This is a genomic window from Pseudomonas sp. GW456-E7, assembly GCF_059424105.1.
Window position 1 is genome coordinate 12864 of record NZ_JBWKZB010000012.1, and the last position, 17110, is coordinate 29973.

The 17110-nt window shown below is 59.9% G+C and carries 17 protein-coding genes; 9 read left to right on the plus strand and 8 right to left on the minus strand.

The features are described from left to right. Positions 1-96: 96 nt before the first annotated feature. A complete protein-coding gene (gene thpR, locus AC07YV_RS10335; protein WP_102701221.1) occupies positions 97-639 on the plus strand; it encodes an RNA 2',3'-cyclic phosphodiesterase in 543 nt (180 codons plus the stop codon). A gap of 259 nt (positions 640-898) precedes the next feature. Here thpR and AC07YV_RS10340 read toward each other — a convergent pair whose 3' ends face one another. The 5 genes from AC07YV_RS10340 to AC07YV_RS10360 form a co-directional block, all read right to left on the minus strand. Beyond that, complete coding sequence (locus AC07YV_RS10340; protein WP_102701222.1) at positions 899-1996, minus strand: polyamine ABC transporter substrate-binding protein; 1098 nt, start codon at positions 1994-1996, stop codon at positions 899-901. Positions 1997-2178: 182 nt separating this feature from the next. Beyond that, a complete protein-coding gene (locus tag AC07YV_RS10345; protein WP_015095584.1) occupies positions 2179-3063 on the minus strand; it encodes an ABC transporter permease subunit in 885 nt (294 codons plus the stop codon). Further along, a complete protein-coding gene (locus AC07YV_RS10350; protein ID WP_102701223.1) occupies positions 3060-3974 on the minus strand; it encodes an ABC transporter permease subunit in 915 nt (304 codons plus the stop codon). Before AC07YV_RS10350 ends, AC07YV_RS10345 begins: the two co-directional genes overlap by 4 nt. Then, positions 3971-5113 carry a polyamine ABC transporter ATP-binding protein gene (potA, locus tag AC07YV_RS10355; RefSeq protein WP_007982155.1) on the minus strand — a complete coding sequence of 381 codons (1143 nt, stop codon included), beginning with the start codon at positions 5111-5113 and terminating at the stop codon, positions 3971-3973. The genes AC07YV_RS10350 and potA overlap by 4 nt, the downstream gene beginning before the upstream one ends. A 366-nt stretch (positions 5114-5479) precedes the next feature. After that, the gene (locus AC07YV_RS10360; RefSeq protein WP_102701224.1) at positions 5480-6241 is read right to left on the minus strand and encodes a gamma-glutamyl-gamma-aminobutyrate hydrolase family protein; all 762 of its coding nucleotides are present in this window, start codon (positions 6239-6241) and stop codon (positions 5480-5482) included. A gap of 283 nt (positions 6242-6524) precedes the next feature. Here AC07YV_RS10360 and AC07YV_RS10365 point away from each other — a divergent pair, with 283 nt between their 5' ends. From AC07YV_RS10365 to yecR, 5 genes are all read left to right on the plus strand, one after another. Continuing rightward, positions 6525-7901, plus strand: a complete 1377-nt coding sequence (locus AC07YV_RS10365; RefSeq protein ID WP_102701225.1) for a glutamine synthetase family protein — start codon at positions 6525-6527, stop codon at positions 7899-7901. Positions 7902-8109: 208 nt separating this feature from the next. Next, on the plus strand, positions 8110-9600 hold the full coding sequence (locus AC07YV_RS10370; protein WP_102701226.1) for an aldehyde dehydrogenase: 1491 nt from the start codon (positions 8110-8112) through the stop codon (positions 9598-9600). A 52-nt stretch (positions 9601-9652) separates the two neighbouring features. Continuing rightward, a complete protein-coding gene (locus AC07YV_RS10375; RefSeq protein ID WP_102701227.1) occupies positions 9653-10951 on the plus strand; it encodes an NAD(P)/FAD-dependent oxidoreductase in 1299 nt (432 codons plus the stop codon). Positions 10952-11211: 260 nt separating this feature from the next. Beyond that, a complete protein-coding gene (locus AC07YV_RS10380) occupies positions 11212-11760 on the plus strand; it encodes a cupin domain-containing protein (RefSeq protein WP_007975263.1) in 549 nt (182 codons plus the stop codon). 335 nt (positions 11761-12095) lie between these two features. Further along, positions 12096-12566 carry a YecR family lipoprotein gene (yecR, locus tag AC07YV_RS10385; protein WP_102701228.1) on the plus strand — a complete coding sequence of 157 codons (471 nt, stop codon included), beginning with the start codon at positions 12096-12098 and terminating at the stop codon, positions 12564-12566. A 123-nt stretch (positions 12567-12689) separates the two neighbouring features. On the opposite strand, the gene AC07YV_RS10390 is transcribed toward yecR, so the two are convergent. Further along, positions 12690-12980: a fructose-bisphosphate aldolase gene (locus AC07YV_RS10390; RefSeq protein WP_102701229.1), complete on the minus strand. Its 291-nt coding sequence runs from the start codon at positions 12978-12980 to the stop codon at positions 12690-12692. 633 nt (positions 12981-13613) lie between these two features. On the opposite strand from AC07YV_RS10390, the gene AC07YV_RS10395 reads away from it, so the two are divergent. Continuing rightward, the gene (locus AC07YV_RS10395) at positions 13614-14417 is read left to right on the plus strand and encodes a hypothetical protein (protein WP_102701230.1); all 804 of its coding nucleotides are present in this window, start codon (positions 13614-13616) and stop codon (positions 14415-14417) included. Between the two features lie 33 nt (positions 14418-14450). On the opposite strand, the gene AC07YV_RS10400 is transcribed toward AC07YV_RS10395, so the two are convergent. Together AC07YV_RS10400 and AC07YV_RS10405 are read right to left on the minus strand one after the other, a co-directional pair. Next, positions 14451-15188: a hypothetical protein gene (locus tag AC07YV_RS10400; RefSeq protein ID WP_102701231.1), complete on the minus strand. Its 738-nt coding sequence runs from the start codon at positions 15186-15188 to the stop codon at positions 14451-14453. Positions 15189-15378: 190 nt separating this feature from the next. After that, a complete protein-coding gene (locus tag AC07YV_RS10405; RefSeq protein ID WP_102701232.1) occupies positions 15379-15615 on the minus strand; it encodes a hypothetical protein in 237 nt (78 codons plus the stop codon). Positions 15616-15893: 278 nt separating this feature from the next. Between AC07YV_RS10405 and AC07YV_RS10410 the strand changes: the two genes are divergently transcribed. Further along, positions 15894-16349 (plus strand): anti-virulence regulator CigR family protein, encoded by a 456-nt coding sequence (locus tag AC07YV_RS10410; RefSeq protein WP_102701233.1) that lies wholly within the window; start codon positions 15894-15896, stop codon positions 16347-16349. 98 nt (positions 16350-16447) lie between these two features. Continuing rightward, positions 16448-16969: a hypothetical protein gene (locus tag AC07YV_RS10415; protein WP_178085958.1), complete on the plus strand. Its 522-nt coding sequence runs from the start codon at positions 16448-16450 to the stop codon at positions 16967-16969. Positions 16970-17110 lie beyond the last annotated feature (141 nt).

Here is a 17110-nt window from a genome sequence, read left to right on the forward strand (position 1 = left end):
AGAACTATAACGCGCCTGCCGGACGGTGCCAGAAATCCGCTGGCCGGCAGGCGGGTGTTGAGTACACTCAGACAGTCTTCCCACAAGGAGTGCGGCATGAACGACGAAACCCGCGAGCCGATCAAGCGGCTGTTCTTTGCGCTGGACTGCGCCCCGGCCCAACGCCGGGAGATCGCCCAGTGGCGCAGCGCGCTGCAACTGCGCAACGGACGACCGGTGCCAGCGGACAACTTTCACCTGACGCTGAAGTTTTTGGGCGCGGTTGGTGTGGCGCAGATCGCCGAGCTATGCACCGCTGCGGCGTCCATCCGCACCCCGGGCGAGCGCTTGACGGTGGAGCTTGACCGGCTGGATGTATGGCGCAGGGCCGGGGCGTTGGTGCTCGCGCCACAGCAGGCGCCCCCGGCATTGCTGCGTCTGGTGTATGCCCTGGAACAGGCGATGTTGCCGTTCGGGCTGGAGGAGGCCCCAAGGGAGTATCGCCCGCACCTGACCCTGGCGCGGGACTATCGGGCGCCGGTGCCGGAGTCCCCGACCGCGCCGCAATTCTTCCTGCGTGCCGAGCGCTTCACCCTGTTCGAATCCCACAAGGGCCGCTATCGGGCGCTGGCCGAATGGCCGTTGCTTGATCCCCCATAAAAAAAGGCGCCCGAGGGCGCCAAATTCACCTGAACCGAGGGAGCCAGGTGAGGCCGTTCTACTTGCAGGAGAGGCAGCGGTGGTAAGGCGCTGCGTGAACGGAAATGGGTAGAGCTGAAATCTGTGCTGGATGTTCTTGCCTCATCGCGAGCAAGCTCGCTCCCACAGGTACGGCATGTACCTTGAAGTTCGCGCTATCCCTGTGGGAGCGAGCTTGCTCGCGATGGCTATGTCAGGCTCAGCAAATCAATTGAGTGAATTACTGGCCGAGTTTCACCTTGGTCCAGCCTCGGGTCATGATTCGCTGGATGGCGATCGGCTGGTCCGGTACGGCATAGAGCGTGGCCATCACCGCTTCCGACGGGTAGGAACCCGGATCGTTGCGGATCGCTTCATCGACCAGTGGCGTGGCCGCCGCGTTGGCGTTGCTGTAGCCGATGTTGTTGGTGATGTCGGCGATCACGTCGGGGCGCATCAGGAAGTTCATGAACAGGTACGCGTTCTCGACGTTGGCGGCATCGCGCGGGATCGCGAGCATGTCGTAGAAACTGGCGGCGCCTTCTTTCGGGATGCTGTAGTCGATCTTCACCCTGTCCCCGGCTTCCTGGGCGCGGGCCTTGGCCTGCAGCACGTCGCCGGAGTAACCGACGGCCACGCAGATGTTGCCGTTGGCCAGGTCCGAGATGTATTTCGACGAATGGAAGTACGCCACGTTCGGGCGAATCTTCATGAACAGCGCCTGGGCTTGGGCGATGTGCTGTTTGTCCTGATCGTTCACCGGGTAGCCCAGGTAGTGTAGGGCGGTCGGAATCATTTCGGTCGGCGAGTCGAGGAAGCTGATGCCGCAGGCCTTGAGCTTCTCGGCGTTTTCCGGTTTGAACAGCAGGTCCCAGGAGTTGGTCGGGGCGTTGGCGCCGAGCACTTCCTTGACCTTGGCCGGGTTGAAGCCGATGCCGATCGAGCCCCACATGTACGGGATGGCGTGAGCGTTGTCGGGATCGCTCGCGGAGGCGTTTTTCAGCAGCACCGGATTGAGGTTGTTCCAGTTCGGCAGCTTCGACTTGTCCAGCGTCTGGTAGACGCCGGCCTTGATCTGCTTGGCCAGGAAACTGTTGGACGGCACGACGATGTCGTAGCCGGATTTGCCCGCCAGCAGGCGAGCTTCGAGGGTTTCGTTGCTGTCGAACACATCGTAGGTCACCTGGATGCCGGTCTCGTCTTCGAACTTCTTGACGGTGTCCGGGCCAATGTAATCCGACCAGTTGTAGACGCGCAGAACCTTGTCATTGGCCTGGGCGCCGGTGGCGATCGCGCCCAATAAGGACAGTGTCAGCAGAGTCCTGCCAAACATTTTCATCGGTACAACTCCATTTCTTTTTTATTCAAGATCACACGGCAAACATTTGTGGGCGAACGCTTGCGCGCTCCTTTGTAGGAGCGAGCTTGCTCGCGAAAAACTCAAGGACGCCGCGTTAATTCAGGTAGCCCGCGTCATCGTTAACGTCCATCGCGAGCAAGCTCGCTCCTACAGGGGCGGCATCAGGCGGTGGCCGCCGCCATCTGCTTTTTCGGTTGTTGCCAGGATTCGCTGGCGGTCTGGTCCATGGCTTCCTGGATCGCGCGTTTGCGGGTGGCTTCGGCACGGCGGCTGAAGTACCAGACCATGAAGGTCACGATCGACACGGCCAACAGGATCAGGCTGGCCACGGCGTTGATCTCGGGCTTCACCCCCAGACGTACCGCCGAGAACACTTCCATCGGCAGGGTCGTGGAACCCGGGCCGGAGACGAAGCTCGCCAGCACCAGGTCATCCAGCGACAGGGCGAACGACATCATGCCGCCCGCTGCCAGCGACGGCGCGATCATCGGGATGGTGATCAGGAAAAACACCTTGAACGGTTTCGCGCCCAGGTCCATGGCTGCTTCCTCGATGGACAGGTCCAGTTCGCGAAGGCGGGCGGAGACTACCACCGCCACATAAGCGGCACAAAACGTGGTGTGGGCGATCCAGATCGTCACGATGCCGCGTTCCATCGGCCAGCCGATCAACTGCGCCATGGCCACGAACAGCAGCAACAGCGACAGACCGGTGATCACTTCAGGCATCACCAGTGGCGCGGTGACCAGGCCACCGAACAGGGTGCGACCCTTGAAGCGGGTAACGCGGGTCAGCACGAACGCTGCCAGGGTACCCAGCGCCACCGCCGCGATGGCGGTGTAGCAGGCGATCTCCAGCGAGCGCACCACCGAGCCCATCAATTGCGAGTTGTCGAGCAGGCCGGCGTACCACTTGAACGACCAGCCACCCCACACCGTCACCAGCTTCGAGGCATTGAACGAGTAGATCACCAGGATCAGCATCGGCAGGTAGATAAACGACAGGCCGAAAATCAGCATGAACTTTGAAAATCCGAAGCGTTTCATCCCCGTGCCTCCATCTCTTTGGCCTGGCTGCGGTTGAACAGCAGAATCGGCACAATCAGGATCAACAGCATCACCACCGCCAGGGCAGACGCCACCGGCCAGTCGCGGTTGTTGAAAAACTCTTGCCACAACACACGGCCGATCATCAGGGTTTCCGGACCGCCGAGCAGTTCCGGAATCACGAACTCACCGACCACCGGAATGAACACCAGCATGCAGCCGGCGATGATGCCGTTCTTGGCCAGCGGCACGGTGATTTTCCAGAAGCTGTTGAAGGTGCTCGAACCCAGGTCCGACGCGGCTTCCAGCAGGCTCTGGTCGTGCTTGACCAGGTTGGCGTACAGCGGCAGCACCATGAACGGCAGGTACGCATACACCACGCCGATATAAACAGCCGTGTTGGTGTTGAGGATCTCGATCGGGTGCGACGTCAGCCCGGTCCACATCAGGAACCCGTTGAGCAGGCCGTTGTTGCTGAGGATGCCCATCCACGCATACACGCGGATCAGGATCGCGGTCCAGGTCGGCATCATGATCAGCAGCATCAGCACGTTCTGCGCTTCCTTGCTGGCCTTGGTGATGGCGTAGGCCATCGGGAAACCGATCACCAGGCACATCAGGGTGCTGAACAGCGCGACCTTCAACGAACCGAGATAAGCCGAGAGGTACAGCTCGTCCTGGCCGAGCAAGGTGTAGTTGCCGATGTTGAGCAACAGCTGGAATTTCTGCTCGGCGAAGGTGTAGATCTCCGAGTAGGGCGGAATGGCCAGGGCCGCTTCCGAGAAGCTGATCTTCATCACCAGGAAGAACGGCAACATGAAGAACAGGAACAGCCAGATGAATGGAATCCCGATGACGAACTTGCGCCCGCTGGGGACCAGTCTCAGAAATTGCTGATTGAAGGTTTTCATGCGCGCAGTACCACGCCGCTGTCGTCTTCCCACCACACGTAGACCTGATCGTCCCAGGTCGGACGTGCACCACGGCGTTCGGCGTTGGCCATGAACGACTGGACGATTTTGCCGCCAGGCAGCTCGACGTAGAACACCGAGTGGCCGCCGAGGTAGGCGATGTCATGCACCTTGCCGCTGGACCAGTTGTAGCGGTTGTCCGGCTTGACGGTGCTGACCAGCAGTTTTTCCGGGCGGATCGCGTAGGTGATCGACTTGTCCTGCACCGAGGTGCTGACGCCGTGACCGACGTAGATCTTCTGCTCCAGGTCCGGGCTATGGATGATCGCGTGACCTTCCAGGTCTTCCACCACGGTGCCGTCGAAAGCGTTCACGTTGCCGATGAATTCGCAGACCATGCGGCTGACCGGTGCTTCATAGATGTCGACCGGGCTGCCGATCTGGGCGATCCAGCCCAGGTGCATGATCGCGATGCGCTGGGCCATGGTCATGGCCTCTTCCTGGTCGTGGGTCACCATCACGCAGGTCACGCCCACGCGCTCGATGATTTCCACCAGCTCCAGCTGCATTTGCGAGCGCAGCTTTTTATCCAGGGCGCCCATCGGTTCGTCGAGCAGCAGCAGCTTCGGACGCTTGGCCAGGGAACGGGCCAGGGCCACGCGCTGACGCTGGCCGCCGGACAGTTGGTGCGGCTTGCGCTTGGCGTACTGGGTCATGTGCACCAGGCGCAGCATTTCCTGCACCCGGGCTTCGATCTCGGCCGCTGGCAAACGGTCCTGCTTGAGGCCGAAGGCGATGTTCTGCGCCACCGTCATGTGCGGGAACAAGGCGTAGGACTGGAACATCATGTTGATCGGTCGTTCGTACGGCGGCATGTCGGTGATGTCGACACCGTCGAGTAGAATCCGGCCTTCGGTCGGGCGCTCGAAACCGGCGAGCATGCGCAGCAGGGTCGATTTGCCGGAGCCGGAACCGCCGAGCAGGGCGAAGATTTCACCCTGGTGGATTTCCAGGGACACATCGTCCACTGCGGTGGTTTCGTCGAATTTCTTGGTGACGCGATCGACTTTCACCAGGACCTTTTTTGGTGCCTGGTGACCTTCAATAGCCTTCCTGTAAATGCTGGAGGCGTTTGCCATGTGAAACTCCCAACAGGTTTCAGTCGCCAGGCCAACACGGCCCGGCTTAATAGTGGATTGCAAACCCGTATCGGGGACTTCGGTCAGAGCGCAGACCCTGTGGGAGCGAGCTTGCTCGCGATGAGGCAGCCACATTCAACATTGATGGTGACTGTTCTACCGCTATCGCGAGCAAGCTCGCTCCCACAGGGATTTGCGTTTGTTGATCGAACTCTCCCATACCGCTCGGGTTTATTCGGCGCCGCCATCCTGGCTGCCTGGTCGTACTTGTTGTTATTGCAGTGTGTTGTTACCGCGAACGGGACGCGCAAAAGCGCCCGCCCGCTCGCGTTGGGCAGTCAATCGTTGAATGTGGGTGCCGGGTCGTCAGCTCGAGTGACGCAGCGCCGCCCGTTGCCGGCAGGCTTCGCCGAACGCCTGGAAAATACTCAAGTAAGGCGGGTTGTTCAGAACCTGCCATTCCGGGTGCCATTGCACGCCGAGGGCGAAGGCCTGGCTGTGCTCGACCGAGATCGCCTCGATCAGGCCATCGGGTGCGACGGCTTCGGCACGCAGGCCGGGCGCGAGGCGGTCGATGCCCTGGCTGTGAATCGAATTGACTTGGAACACCGGTGGCAGGTCCAGGGCTTCGAACACACCACCGGGCTGTACATTCACCGCATGGGCGGGAGCGTATTGCACGGCCAGGTCCGGGTGGTTGGCCTCGCGGTGGTCGAGGAAGCCGGGAAGTTCATGGACTTTCTGATGCAGGCTGCCACCGAACGCCACGTTCATTTCCTGGAAGCCGCGGCAGATGCCGAGCACCGGAACGCCGGCAGCGATGGCTGCGCGGATCAGTGGCAGGGTGGTGCGGTCCCGTTGCGGATCGTGCTCCGTACCGGGGGCGCTGTCGGGGCCTTGATAGTGGAAGGGTTCCACGTTCGACGGCGAGCCGGTCAGCAACAGACCGTCGAGCTGCGGCAGCAGGTCATCGATTTCGGTCAGTTCGCCTAAGGAAGGAATAACGACAGGCAGCCCCAGCGCTGCAACGCTGACAGCACGCAAGTACTTGTCGCCGCTGATGTGGTAGGGGTGCAGGCCAATCTGTTTGACGCACGCAGTAACGCCGATCAATGGCTTGAATGCCATTTTTATCACCTCGAAGTTTCACACTTGAACGAGCTTTTCTGGAGCTTAGCCTTGTTGATTTTAATTAACAACTCTCATGTAAAAAATTCTAAACGCCGCACGTCCGATCTTCAGGATTTATGCGTGTTTGAGGGCGTATCTGGCACTCTCGTCCTTCTGAGAGGCCCGAAAATAAACGTTGAAAGGCCAGATGTTCGCTATTGACTTCACTTTGCCTTTCGGATTGACTGGGCTCGTGAAAGGGCGGTGAACATAATAATTAACAGTAAAAAATAGGTGCATCATGTCGGTCCCTCTGCGTGCCGTTCAACTCAACGAAGCAAACGCATTCCTTAAGAAATATCCTGAGGTTTTGTACGTCGACCTTCTGATTGCGGATATGAACGGTGTGGTGCGCGGCAAGCGCATCGAGCGCACCAGTCTTCATAAGGTTTACGAGAAAGGCATCAACCTGCCGGCGTCTCTGTTTGCTCTGGACATCAATGGCTCCACGGTGGAAAGCACCGGCCTGGGTCTGGACATCGGCGACTCCGACCGGATCTGCTACCCAATCCCGGGCACCCTGAGCATCGAACCCTGGCAGAAGCGCCCGACTGCGCAACTGCTGATGACCATGCACGAACTCGAAGGCGAGCCATTTTTCGCCGACCCGCGTGAAGTGCTGGCCAATGTCGTGCGCAAGTTCGACGACATGGGCCTGACCATCTGCGCCGCGTTCGAACTGGAGTTCTACCTGATCGACCAGGACAACGTGAACGGTCGTCCGCAATCGCCACGTTCGCCGGTATCCGGCAAGCGTCCGATGTCGACCCAGGTGTACCTGATCGACGACCTCGACGAATACGTCGACTGCCTGCAAGACATCCTCGAAGGCGCTAAAGAGCAGGGCATCCCGGCTGACGCCATCGTCAAGGAAAGCGCCCCGGCGCAATTCGAAGTCAACCTGCATCACGTGGCTGACCCGATCAAGGCCTGCGACTACGCGGTCCTGCTCAAGCGTCTGGTGAAGAACATCGCCTACGACCACGAGATGGACACCACCTTCATGGCCAAGCCGTATCCGGGCCAGGCGGGCAACGGTCTGCACGTGCACATTTCGATTCTCGACAAAGAAGGCAACAACATCTTTGCCAGCGAGGATCCCGAGCAGAACGCCGCGCTGCGACACGCGATCGGCGGTGTGCTCGAGACCCTGCCGGCGCAGATGGCGTTCCTCTGCCCGAACGTCAACTCGTACCGTCGTTTCGGCGCGCAGTTCTATGTGCCGAACTCGCCGAGCTGGGGCATCGACAACCGCACCGTGGCCGTGCGCGTACCGACCGGCTCGAAGGACGCCGTGCGCATCGAACACCGCGTGGCCGGTGCCGACGCGAACCCGTACCTGTTGATGGCTTCGGTATTGGCCGGCGTGCACCACGGCCTGACCAACCAGATCGAGCCGGGCGCCCCGGTGGAAGGCAACAGCTACGAACAGAACGAGCAGAGCCTGCCGAACAACCTGCGCGATGCCCTGCGCGAACTGGACGACAGCGAAGTCATGGCGCGCTACATCGACCCGATGTACATCGATGTGTTCGTGGCGTGCAAGGAAAGCGAGCTGGCCGAGTTCGAGAATTCCATCTCCGACCTTGAGTACAACTGGTACTTGCACACCGTTTAACGGCCTCGTGGATGGGGGGTGTACACAGAGTCTGTGACACCACCAGTCCCCTGTGGGAGCGAGCTTGCTCGCGATGAGGCCGTCACATTCAACATTAATAGTGACTGTTGCACCGCTATCGCGAGCAAGCTCGCTCCCACAGGTACTGCGGCAATCTGATCCATGACCGAATGGCATCAGTCCGACGATCACTTATCGAGTCACAACCATGACAAACACTCGCAGCGATTGGGAGCAACGCTTCCAGTCCCTCTCCATTGAAGGTCGCGCATTCATCGACGGCCAATACTGCGCGGCCGCCAGTGGCGCCACGTTCGAATGCATCAGCCCCGTGGACGGCCGCTTCCTGGCGAACGTCGCCAGCACCGACGAAGCCGACGCCAATGCGGCGGTCGCCGTCGCGCGCCGCACTTTCGAATCCGGTGTGTGGGCCAACCTGGCCCCGGCCGAGCGCAAGCGCATCCTGATCCGTTTCGCCGACCTGATCCTGGCGAACCAGGAAGAACTGGCCCTGCTCGAAACCCTCGACATGGGCAAGCCGATCAGCGACTCCATGAGCATCGACATTCCGGCGACCGCCAACGCGATCCGCTGGACCGCCGAAGCCATCGACAAGATCTACGACGAAGTCGCCGCCACGCCCCACGATCAGCTTGGTCTAGTGATGCGCGAAGCGTCCGGCGTGGTCGCGGCCATCGTGCCGTGGAACTTCCCGCTGATCATGGCCAGCTGGAAGTTCGCCCCGGCCCTGGCGATGGGCAACTCGTTCATCCTCAAGCCTTCGGAAAAGTCGCCGCTGACCGCGATCCGCATCGCGCAGCTGGCACTCGATGCCGGCATCCCGAAAGGCGTGTTCAACGTCCTGCCGGGTTACGGCCACACCGTGGGCAAGGCGCTGGCATTGCACATGGATGTCGACGTGCTGGCCTTCACCGGCTCCACGGCGATTGCCAAGCAGCTGATGATCTACGCCGGGCAAAGCAACATGAAACGCGTCTGGGCCGAAGCCGGGGGCAAGAGCGCGAACGTGGTGTTCGCCGATGCACCGGATCTGCGCGCGGCGGCACAGGCCGCGGCCAGCGGCATCGCCTTCAACCAGGGCGAAGTCTGCACCGCCGGTTCGCGCCTGCTGGTGGAGCGTTCGATTCGCGAACAGTTCATTCCATTGCTGGTAGAAGCCTTGCAAGCCTGGAAGCCGGGCCACGCGCTCGATCCTGCGACCAGCGTTGGCGCGGTCGTCGACCAGCGTCAACTGGATAACGTGCTGCGCTACATCGGCATCGGCAAGGAGCAGGGCGCCGAACTGATCGCCGGCGGCAGCCGCACCCTCGAAGACACCGGTGGCCAGTACGTGGAACCGACGATTTTCGACGGCGTGACCAACGCCATGACCATTGCCCGGGAAGAAATCTTCGGTCCGGTGCTGTCGGTCATCACCTTCGACACTGCTGAAGAAGCCCTGGCGATTGCCAACGACAGCATCTTCGGCCTGGCCGCCGGCGTCTGGACCCGCAACCTGAGCAAGGCCCACACCTTCGCCCGTGGCTTGCGTGCCGGTAGCGTCTGGGTCAACCAGTACGACGGCGGCGACATGACCGCGCCGTTCGGCGGGTACAAGCAGTCGGGTAACGGGCGGGACAAATCGCTGCACGCGTTCGACAAGTACACCGAGCTCAAAGCGACCTGGATCAAGCTCTAACAACAATAAAGCGGCGGTCGCCGGCAACCTGCGGCGGCCATCGGAGAAATTTATGAAACACAGCTCCAGCAATCAACAGCATGTAAACAGCTACTACGCCGCCACCCGCAACTTCACCGGCGATTTCCCGGTGCTGGAAGGGGCGGTGGACTGTGACGTCTGCGTGATCGGCGCCGGCTACACCGGCCTGTCCTCGGCGCTGTTCCTCGCCGAAGCGGGCTACAGCGTGACCGTGCTCGAAGCGGCCAAAGTCGGTTTCGGCGCCAGCGGTCGCAACGGCGGCCAACTGGTCAACTCCTACAGCCGCGACGTCGATGTCATCGAAGAGCGCTATGGCGACAAGACCGCCGAAGTGCTCGGCAGCATGATTTTCGAAGGCGCCGACATCATTCGTCAGCGCATACAGCACTACGACATCCAGTGCGATTACCGTCCCGGCGGCATCTTCGCGGCGATGAACAAGAAGCAACTCAAGGGCCTGGCCGAGCAGAAGAAGAGCTGGGAACGTTACGGCAACAAGAACCTGACACTGCTTGGCGAAGCCGACATCAAGCGCGAAGTGGGTTCCGATGCGTACGTCGGCGGCCTGCTGGACATGCAGGGCGGTCACATTCACCCGCTGAACCTGGCCCTCGGCGAAGCCTCGGCGATCATCGGCCTGGGCGGCAAGATCTACGAGCAATCGGCGGCGGTGGAAATCACCTATGGCGAGCCGATCACCGTGCGCACTGCCAAAGGCGTGGTGAAGGCCAAGTACCTGCTGATCGCCGGTAACGCCTACCTGCCGCAGGGTCTGGACAACCGAGTGACCAGCAAGAGCATGCCGTGCGGTTCGCAGATCGTCGTCACCGAGCCATTGTCGGAAAAGCAGGCCCGCAGCCTGATCAAGAACAACTACTGCGTCGAAGACTGCAACTACCTGCTCGACTACTACCGCCTGACCGCGGACAACCGCCTGCTTTACGGCGGTGGCGTGGTCTACGGTGCGCGTGAACCGGACGACATCGAGCAACTGATTCGCCCGAAAATCCTCAAGACCTTCCCGCAGTTGAAGGACGTGAAGATCGACTACCGCTGGACCGGCAACTTCCTGCTGACCATGTCGCGCATGCCGCAATTCGGTCGTATCGAGAAAAACGCCTACTACATGCAGGGCTACAGCGGCCACGGCGTCACCTGCTCGCACCTGGCCGGCAAACTGATCTCGGAAATGATCCGTGGCGACGCCGAGCGTTTCGACGCGTTTGCCTCGTTGCCGCACATGCCGATGATCGGCGGGCGCACCTTCTCGGCACCGCTGACCGCCCTGGGCGCCGTGTACTACTCCCTGCGCGACCGTTTCGGCATCTAAGCTTTACCTCGCCGGCGGCCATCCCCAGGGATGCCGCCGGATTTTTCAAGAACTGCAACCTTTGTAGGAGCTGCCGAAGGCTGCGATCTTTTGATCTTGCTTTTCAAGATCAAAAGATCGCAGCCTTCGGCAGCTCCTACAGCAACACCCACAAACGTGATTTAATAGCCGCCTTTCACGGTTCAGGGACAGGAGAACGGCAAGATCAGCGCCTGTTTTCCACCCCCATTACCCTTAAGTCGTTCTCACATAAGGCTGTCATGGACACGGGCTCACGACTCAAATTAGTACGCGAAAGCTACAAACTGTCCCAGCGCGAGCTGGCCCGGCGTAGCGGCGTCACCAATGCAACCATCTCCCTGATCGAACAGAATCGGGTCAGTCCTTCCGTCAGCTCCCTGAAGAAACTGCTGGAGGGCATTCCCATGTCCCTGGCCGACTTCTTCACCTTCGATCAGCCACCCCGCGAACACCAGTACGTCTTCCGCGCCAACGAACAGCCCGACCTCGGTCGCCATGGCCTGCGCCTGCTGCTGATCGGCGCGTCCGTACCGAGCCGGCAGATGCGCCTGCTACGCGAGCAATACGCACCGGGCGCAAGCTCGGGCGAAGAGCCGATCGTGCATTCCGAAGGCGAGGAGTGTGGGCTGGTAACACGGGGTACGGTTGAGTTGACCGTGGATGGCCAGGTGAGCGTGCTGAACGCCGGGGATGGTTATTACTTCCCGACGACCTTGCCACATCGGTTTCGCAATATCGGGGCGGATGAAGCGGAAATCATCAGCGCCAACACCCCGGCGAACTTCTGATCCCGCATTGGCGCCATGGTCACACATAACCTGTGGGAGCGGGCTTGCTCGCGAAAGGGACATTAGCTTCAACATCAATGTTGACTGACACTCCGCTTTCGCGAGCAAGGCAGTGGCGGCAAACTGGCTGGCGGTCAGGTTACGACTCTGTTTGCATAAAAGTGCCCGGCCTTATGCCGGGCTTTTTGTATCGAGTTATTGAGTCCGGCAGGCTGTTTTTGGTCATTAACCGTCTTGGTAACCGAATCGCTCGTCCATTCATTTGTCGTTTGTGTAGACAGAGATGAGGCCTATTGCCATCATTGTGGCACTTGAATCTCAAATGGATTTTATCAATGCGTAAGTTACTTATTTTGGTCATGCTGGCTGTGGTAGTCACAGGCTGTTCCACCCGTAAAAACTTCTACGCAACCGGCGGTAGCCGTGCGGACGGTTCGATTGATATGGCTTACGACTTCAAACCTTTTGAGACACCGGTCGTTGATTACAATCAAGCTGTATCCATTGCAAACAGCAAATGTGCGGTGTGGGGTTATGAACGCGCAGAACCTTTCGGCGGGCAAACTCAGAATTGCCAAGCGCGGGATGGTTGGGGTAACTGCACCGCAGGCCAAATGATCGTTAAATATCAATGCATTGGTAACATCACACCGTCGAACCAGGCTTCAGCTGCTACAAGCACGTCTGTACCAGTTGGAATGCTGACGCCTGCGCAGTACAAGGAAGCACGGCTGAAAGCACTGATGGATCAAAAGCTCCCTTATGCGGAGTACCAGAAGCAGTACCAGGCGATCATGGCTGAGTAATTCGAACGGCGTTATTTTCGTGGCCCGGTTTCAGTTATTCGAGACAAGCCAGAGCCGCGAAGAGTGCGCAGTGGAGCGACAAAAAAAACCGCGGTTACGCGGTTTTTTGTTGTCCGAAGATGATCAGCGCTTTGGTGCCTCAAATCCCCGCTGCTCGATTACCCCAAACACATCCCGCACATCCTGCAGCAGAATCCGCGAAATGTTGCTGACGGTGTTGATGTCGTTTTCGGCGTAGTCGGGGAGGCTGGTGCAGGCCATGAGGTTGAGGTATTGCAGGACGGCGTTGAGGCGTTCGGCGACGCAATTGTGGAGTTCGCGCAAGGGCGCGTCGCTGTCGATGAGGAGGACGGGGTAGCTGGTGGCGATTTGTTTCATGGGGGTGAAGCGGCGGGGCGGGTTTTGCATTGTCATAAGGTAGAACTCTTCAAGGGATCATGAAGTGCCACCTTTTGCTGCGAAACAAATGGGTGGCAGCTATGTGCGGGTTCGCAGACCGGAGAAGAGTGAAGCCCGGCAGACCCGAAGGTCTCCCACACACAGCCGCCATAAAACGAAACGGCGGCAAATTTTGCCACAGTTGTCATTTAGCGGTGTGCCATCTTCTACAGGGCTGCGAAACCCTGTCGCCAATTCAAGTCAGCGACGGGCGCACATTAGGCGTCGATTTCCAGCGCTGCAACCGACCTGTAGGACGCCAAATACCCCCTGTGGCGAGGGAGCTCGCTCCCGTTCGGCGGCTCCGCCGCCGTAAAACCGGGCACTGCGATGTGTCTGAGGAAATGAGTTGCAAGGAATGAGGGCCGCTTCGCAGCCCGGCGGGAGCAAGCTCCCTCGCCACAGAGAGGCAAGTCCTACAAGTTTTTCAGACGTCAAGATTGAACGTTCGTCGGATGGCGGGTTGCTATCATCGCAATTGCCTGCCGATATCAACACGGCTGCTAAGCTTGGTCGTTGCAGTGTCCGAGCCCCGTTCCTGCTCACGCTGCAAGGGTAATCACGGAGTGCGACATCCATTCCTGTCGGCAACCTGCACGGAGGCAGGCGATGGTGATCATGAGCATGGCCGATTCGACGGCGGCGGGGTTTCCCGAGCCGCTCGATCGGGAAGAAATCGAGCGGGTGCTGGCGCTGTTGCTGGTCAGCCCGTTGTTTGCCAAGTCCAGGCGCATGGGCAGTCTGTTGCGCTTTCTGGTCGAGCACGACCTTCAGGCGTGCAAAACGCCGCTGACCGAACATGCCATCGGCATTGCGGTGTTTCGTCGTGACCCGGCAGTGTATTGCACCGGCGACGATCCGGTGGTGCGGGTGCAGGTGGGACGCTTGCGGCGCAAGCTCGCAGCGCATTACGCCGGCAACGGCCAGCAGGACCCGGTGCGCTTCAACATTCCACCCGGGTGTTATCGCTTGACCTATCAGCGGCTGCGGCCCAAGAGCGTCGTCACTCGCCATCCTGTGGTCCAGATCCAGCCGTTTACCTGTCTCACCCGCGATGGCAATGACTTTGCCCGGGGCTTGTGCGAGGAGTTGAGTTGCCGCCTGTTCGAGTCGTTCGAGCAGGCGCAGACCGGGACCAATCATGTGTTGATGCGGGTGGCACGCAACAGCGAGCCGATAGCGGACTTCAAGCGTGGCGGGCGTTACAGCTATTGCCTGGAGGGCAGCGTGCGAGTCGAGCCTTCGCGGGTGCGCGCGTCATTGCGCCTGGTGGATGTGGCGCAGGGGCGGATTCGCTGGTCGGCGCAGTTCGATCGTGATCGACCCTATGGCATCGCCACCCAGGAGGATCTCGCGCAGTCGATCTGTCGCTCGCTGACGGGCTACTTCGCCACGGCAGGTAAAGAGAAGTGAAAGGGCAACCGCGAGGTTGCCCTGGCATGACGGTTACACGGTTTTCCACTGACCGCCTTCGTAAAGGCGACCTGCGGTGTTATCGAACGTCAGGTCGATTTCGATCGCCTTGGAGCGTGAGGTACTGAACATGGTGCTGGTCTGTACGTTCTGTTCGAACCACACGAGAATGGTCTCCACCGGCGTCAGCGCGGTACTGCCGGTGACGACCTGGTTTACGGCCACGTAGATTGGCGTACTGACCTGATTGCCATCAATGCCGGTGGACAATTGGTTGACCCCCGGATGAATCGGCGCGTAGTCGTTCACGAAAGTCAGGGAAATGTCCGGGCCACCGGTTACCGCCTGGCTCAGCAGGCCGTGTTCATCAAGTGTCGAAGTTTGCCCCAGGCCAATGTTGACGATGTTGGTCGAGACTCTGACTTGCACGTTTTCCTTGAACACATTGGAGGCGAACAGCTGATACTGCGGCGTCCAGCTGAACTCGTTGTTGCTCAGGTAAGCGTCATAGGACTGCCAGACCACGTTGTAGTCTTCGGTGCCCACTTTCTTGGCAAAGCACAGCTTGTAGCCGGACTTCTTCAGCTGCGCCAGGTCGCCGGCGGCGATTTCGATGGTGACGGTTTTTTGCGAAGCCGCCAGGGCCGACCTCAGTACCCGGCCGTAATCCGACGCCTTCAGTTGCGTTGCACCCATGATCGACTTGACGGCTTCTTGCACATCATTGTGAAGCTGCTGGCTCTGTTGGCTGACAGCGATTGATTTGCTCATGGTTTCCCTCTTCCTTGGTGGTGTGTTGGGCAAGCAATGGGCTGCTGGCGCTTGGCGCTGCAGTGCATTGACGGCTTCACTCTAGGGTCGAGGGGCAGGGCGGCTAAGTGTCTTGGTGTTACAAGCGGGTATCGGGGTTGTATCAGGGGCCGGGTCAGCGGGGCAGCCGATCGGCCGCCCCGCCTTGACCTCAGGCGGCCCGGGCATCGGCCCAGACGAAGTTCCAGCTGGTGCGTTTGCCCTTGGCGATCTCGATCAGCTTGTTCTCGTACACCGTGTGATTGACCACGCCGATGTAGGTCAGGGTGCGGGCGGCATTGGTCCCGGTGACCTCGCCCGGCGTGCCGCCCGACTCGACCATGGCTTTTTTCATGTCGGCATCCGACGGGGCGCTGCTCTGGTTTTTTTCCACTTTGACGAAACTCATGATTCACCTCTTCCGTGATGGGGGGATCGGTGCTTGCGCGGGCCGACAAGTCGACGAGCCTGTTCCACACCGACGGCCATACTTTATTGGCCCGTTCGGCGGCGCAGAAGTGACAACTGCGGCGCTGAGGTAACAAACGGGAAGCAGCGCCATGCATTGAAGTATCTGCGACGTATCAAGCGGGGTGAGCGGATAGTTGCGTTCGATGACTCGATGGAACCAACATCGAAAATGGCGTCTAAATTTTAGGGAACATTCCCACTATGAAGGAACGACTCATGATCAAGTCTCGATCGTTGATTGCAGCAATCACCTGCCTGGCCCTGGTCAGCGGCTCAGTGTCTGCACTGGCTGATCCAGGAAACGGCCAGGGCAACAACAAGGCCAGCCATGGCAACCAGGGCAACCAGGGCAGTCATGGCAACAAGAACAAGAATTCCGGCGGCGGGGATTGGAGTCATGGTCCCAGCATCAATCGCAGTAGCGTGCTCGAGATCATTGGCGCCAGCACGGGCTACTGGAGCCCCGGGCCTGCCTTGCCACCGGGTATTCAAAAGAACCTTGCCCGAGGCAAGCCGCTTCCACCGGGCATTGCCAAAAAACTGGATGGCCGGCTGGTCGGCAGGTTGCCCCACTATGACGGTTACGAATGGCAGCAAGTCGGCACGGATCTGATCCTGGTCGCGTTGGCCACCGGGCTCGTCTATGAAATTCTCAACGGTGTGTTCGATTGATGTGTGAGTGGACTTCCAGCCGCCTGTCGTCGGGCTGGAACTGTTTGAGGGATATCGCGTCATACGTCACGCGATATCAACCACCTACGGAAGCAATCATGCTTTTCAAAAACAAGAGTCTCGTTGCTGTAATGTCATGCGCCATGATGCTTGCAGCCGCCCCTTTGCTGCCTGATGGCCTGTCGATCATGGGTTCCGCCTACGCGAAGGACGGCGGTGGCGGTGGCGGTGGAAACGGTGGTGGCGGCGGCGGTGGAAACGGCGGTGGTAATGGCGGCGGAAACGGTGGAGGCCACGGCGGCGGAAACGGCGCAGGTCACGGCGGCGGCATGGGTGGCGGACACGCCGGCACAGGCCACTCCGGCAGCAACGGCCGCGGCAACGGGCTGGACAGCGACCATGCCGGCAAATCCGTGCGCGACCATGGCCTGAGCGGCAACCACTACGGTAGTGAGCGCAACGATGACAACGGTCATGGCACCACGACCTCAGGCATCGCCCATTCCAAGGATACTCGCGGCCTCTCCAAGGCCAGGGCCATTTCGGACTCGACGCCGGGTGAGCACAACACCAAAGGCTTGAGTAAAGCCGGGCTGTCGACCTCGAAAAAAACCCATTGAGTTCACAGCAGTAGCGAGCCGTTTCAGAAAAGCCAAAAACCCGCTGAAAAGCGGGTTTTTTGCGTCCGGCATTTGATCGGCGGACATTGCGCAGCACATTTCCCACCCGGCCTGTCATGGGTTTTCGGCACTGAAGCTGGC

Coding starts and splice junctions, on each gene's coding strand:
- AC07YV_RS10345 (WP_015095584.1), bottom strand. CDS start 3,063: ATGAAACGCTTCGGATTTTCAAAGTTCATGCTGATTTTCGGCCTGTCG.
- AC07YV_RS10350 (WP_102701223.1), bottom strand. CDS start 3,974: ATGAAAACCTTCAATCAGCAATTTCTGAGACTGGTCCCCAGCGGGCGC.
- yecR (WP_102701228.1), top strand. CDS start 12,096: ATGCGTAAGTTACTTATTTTGGTCATGCTGGCTGTGGTAGTCACAGGC.
- AC07YV_RS10390 (WP_102701229.1), bottom strand. CDS start 12,980: ATGACAATGCAAAACCCGCCCCGCCGCTTCACCCCCATGAAACAAATC.
- AC07YV_RS10415 (WP_178085958.1), top strand. CDS start 16,448: ATGCTTTTCAAAAACAAGAGTCTCGTTGCTGTAATGTCATGCGCCATG.
- AC07YV_RS10370 (WP_102701226.1), top strand. CDS start 8,110: ATGACAAACACTCGCAGCGATTGGGAGCAACGCTTCCAGTCCCTCTCC.
- AC07YV_RS10360 (WP_102701224.1), bottom strand. CDS start 6,241: ATGGCATTCAAGCCATTGATCGGCGTTACTGCGTGCGTCAAACAGATT.
- AC07YV_RS10400 (WP_102701231.1), bottom strand. CDS start 15,188: ATGAGCAAATCAATCGCTGTCAGCCAACAGAGCCAGCAGCTTCACAAT.
- AC07YV_RS10405 (WP_102701232.1), bottom strand. CDS start 15,615: ATGAGTTTCGTCAAAGTGGAAAAAAACCAGAGCAGCGCCCCGTCGGAT.
- AC07YV_RS10380 (WP_007975263.1), top strand. CDS start 11,212: ATGGACACGGGCTCACGACTCAAATTAGTACGCGAAAGCTACAAACTG.
- potA (WP_007982155.1), bottom strand. CDS start 5,113: ATGGCAAACGCCTCCAGCATTTACAGGAAGGCTATTGAAGGTCACCAG.
- AC07YV_RS10340 (WP_102701222.1), bottom strand. CDS start 1,996: ATGAAAATGTTTGGCAGGACTCTGCTGACACTGTCCTTATTGGGCGCG.
- AC07YV_RS10365 (WP_102701225.1), top strand. CDS start 6,525: ATGTCGGTCCCTCTGCGTGCCGTTCAACTCAACGAAGCAAACGCATTC.
- AC07YV_RS10410 (WP_102701233.1), top strand. CDS start 15,894: ATGATCAAGTCTCGATCGTTGATTGCAGCAATCACCTGCCTGGCCCTG.
- AC07YV_RS10395 (WP_102701230.1), top strand. CDS start 13,614: ATGGTGATCATGAGCATGGCCGATTCGACGGCGGCGGGGTTTCCCGAG.
- AC07YV_RS10375 (WP_102701227.1), top strand. CDS start 9,653: ATGAAACACAGCTCCAGCAATCAACAGCATGTAAACAGCTACTACGCC.
- thpR (WP_102701221.1), top strand. CDS start 97: ATGAACGACGAAACCCGCGAGCCGATCAAGCGGCTGTTCTTTGCGCTG.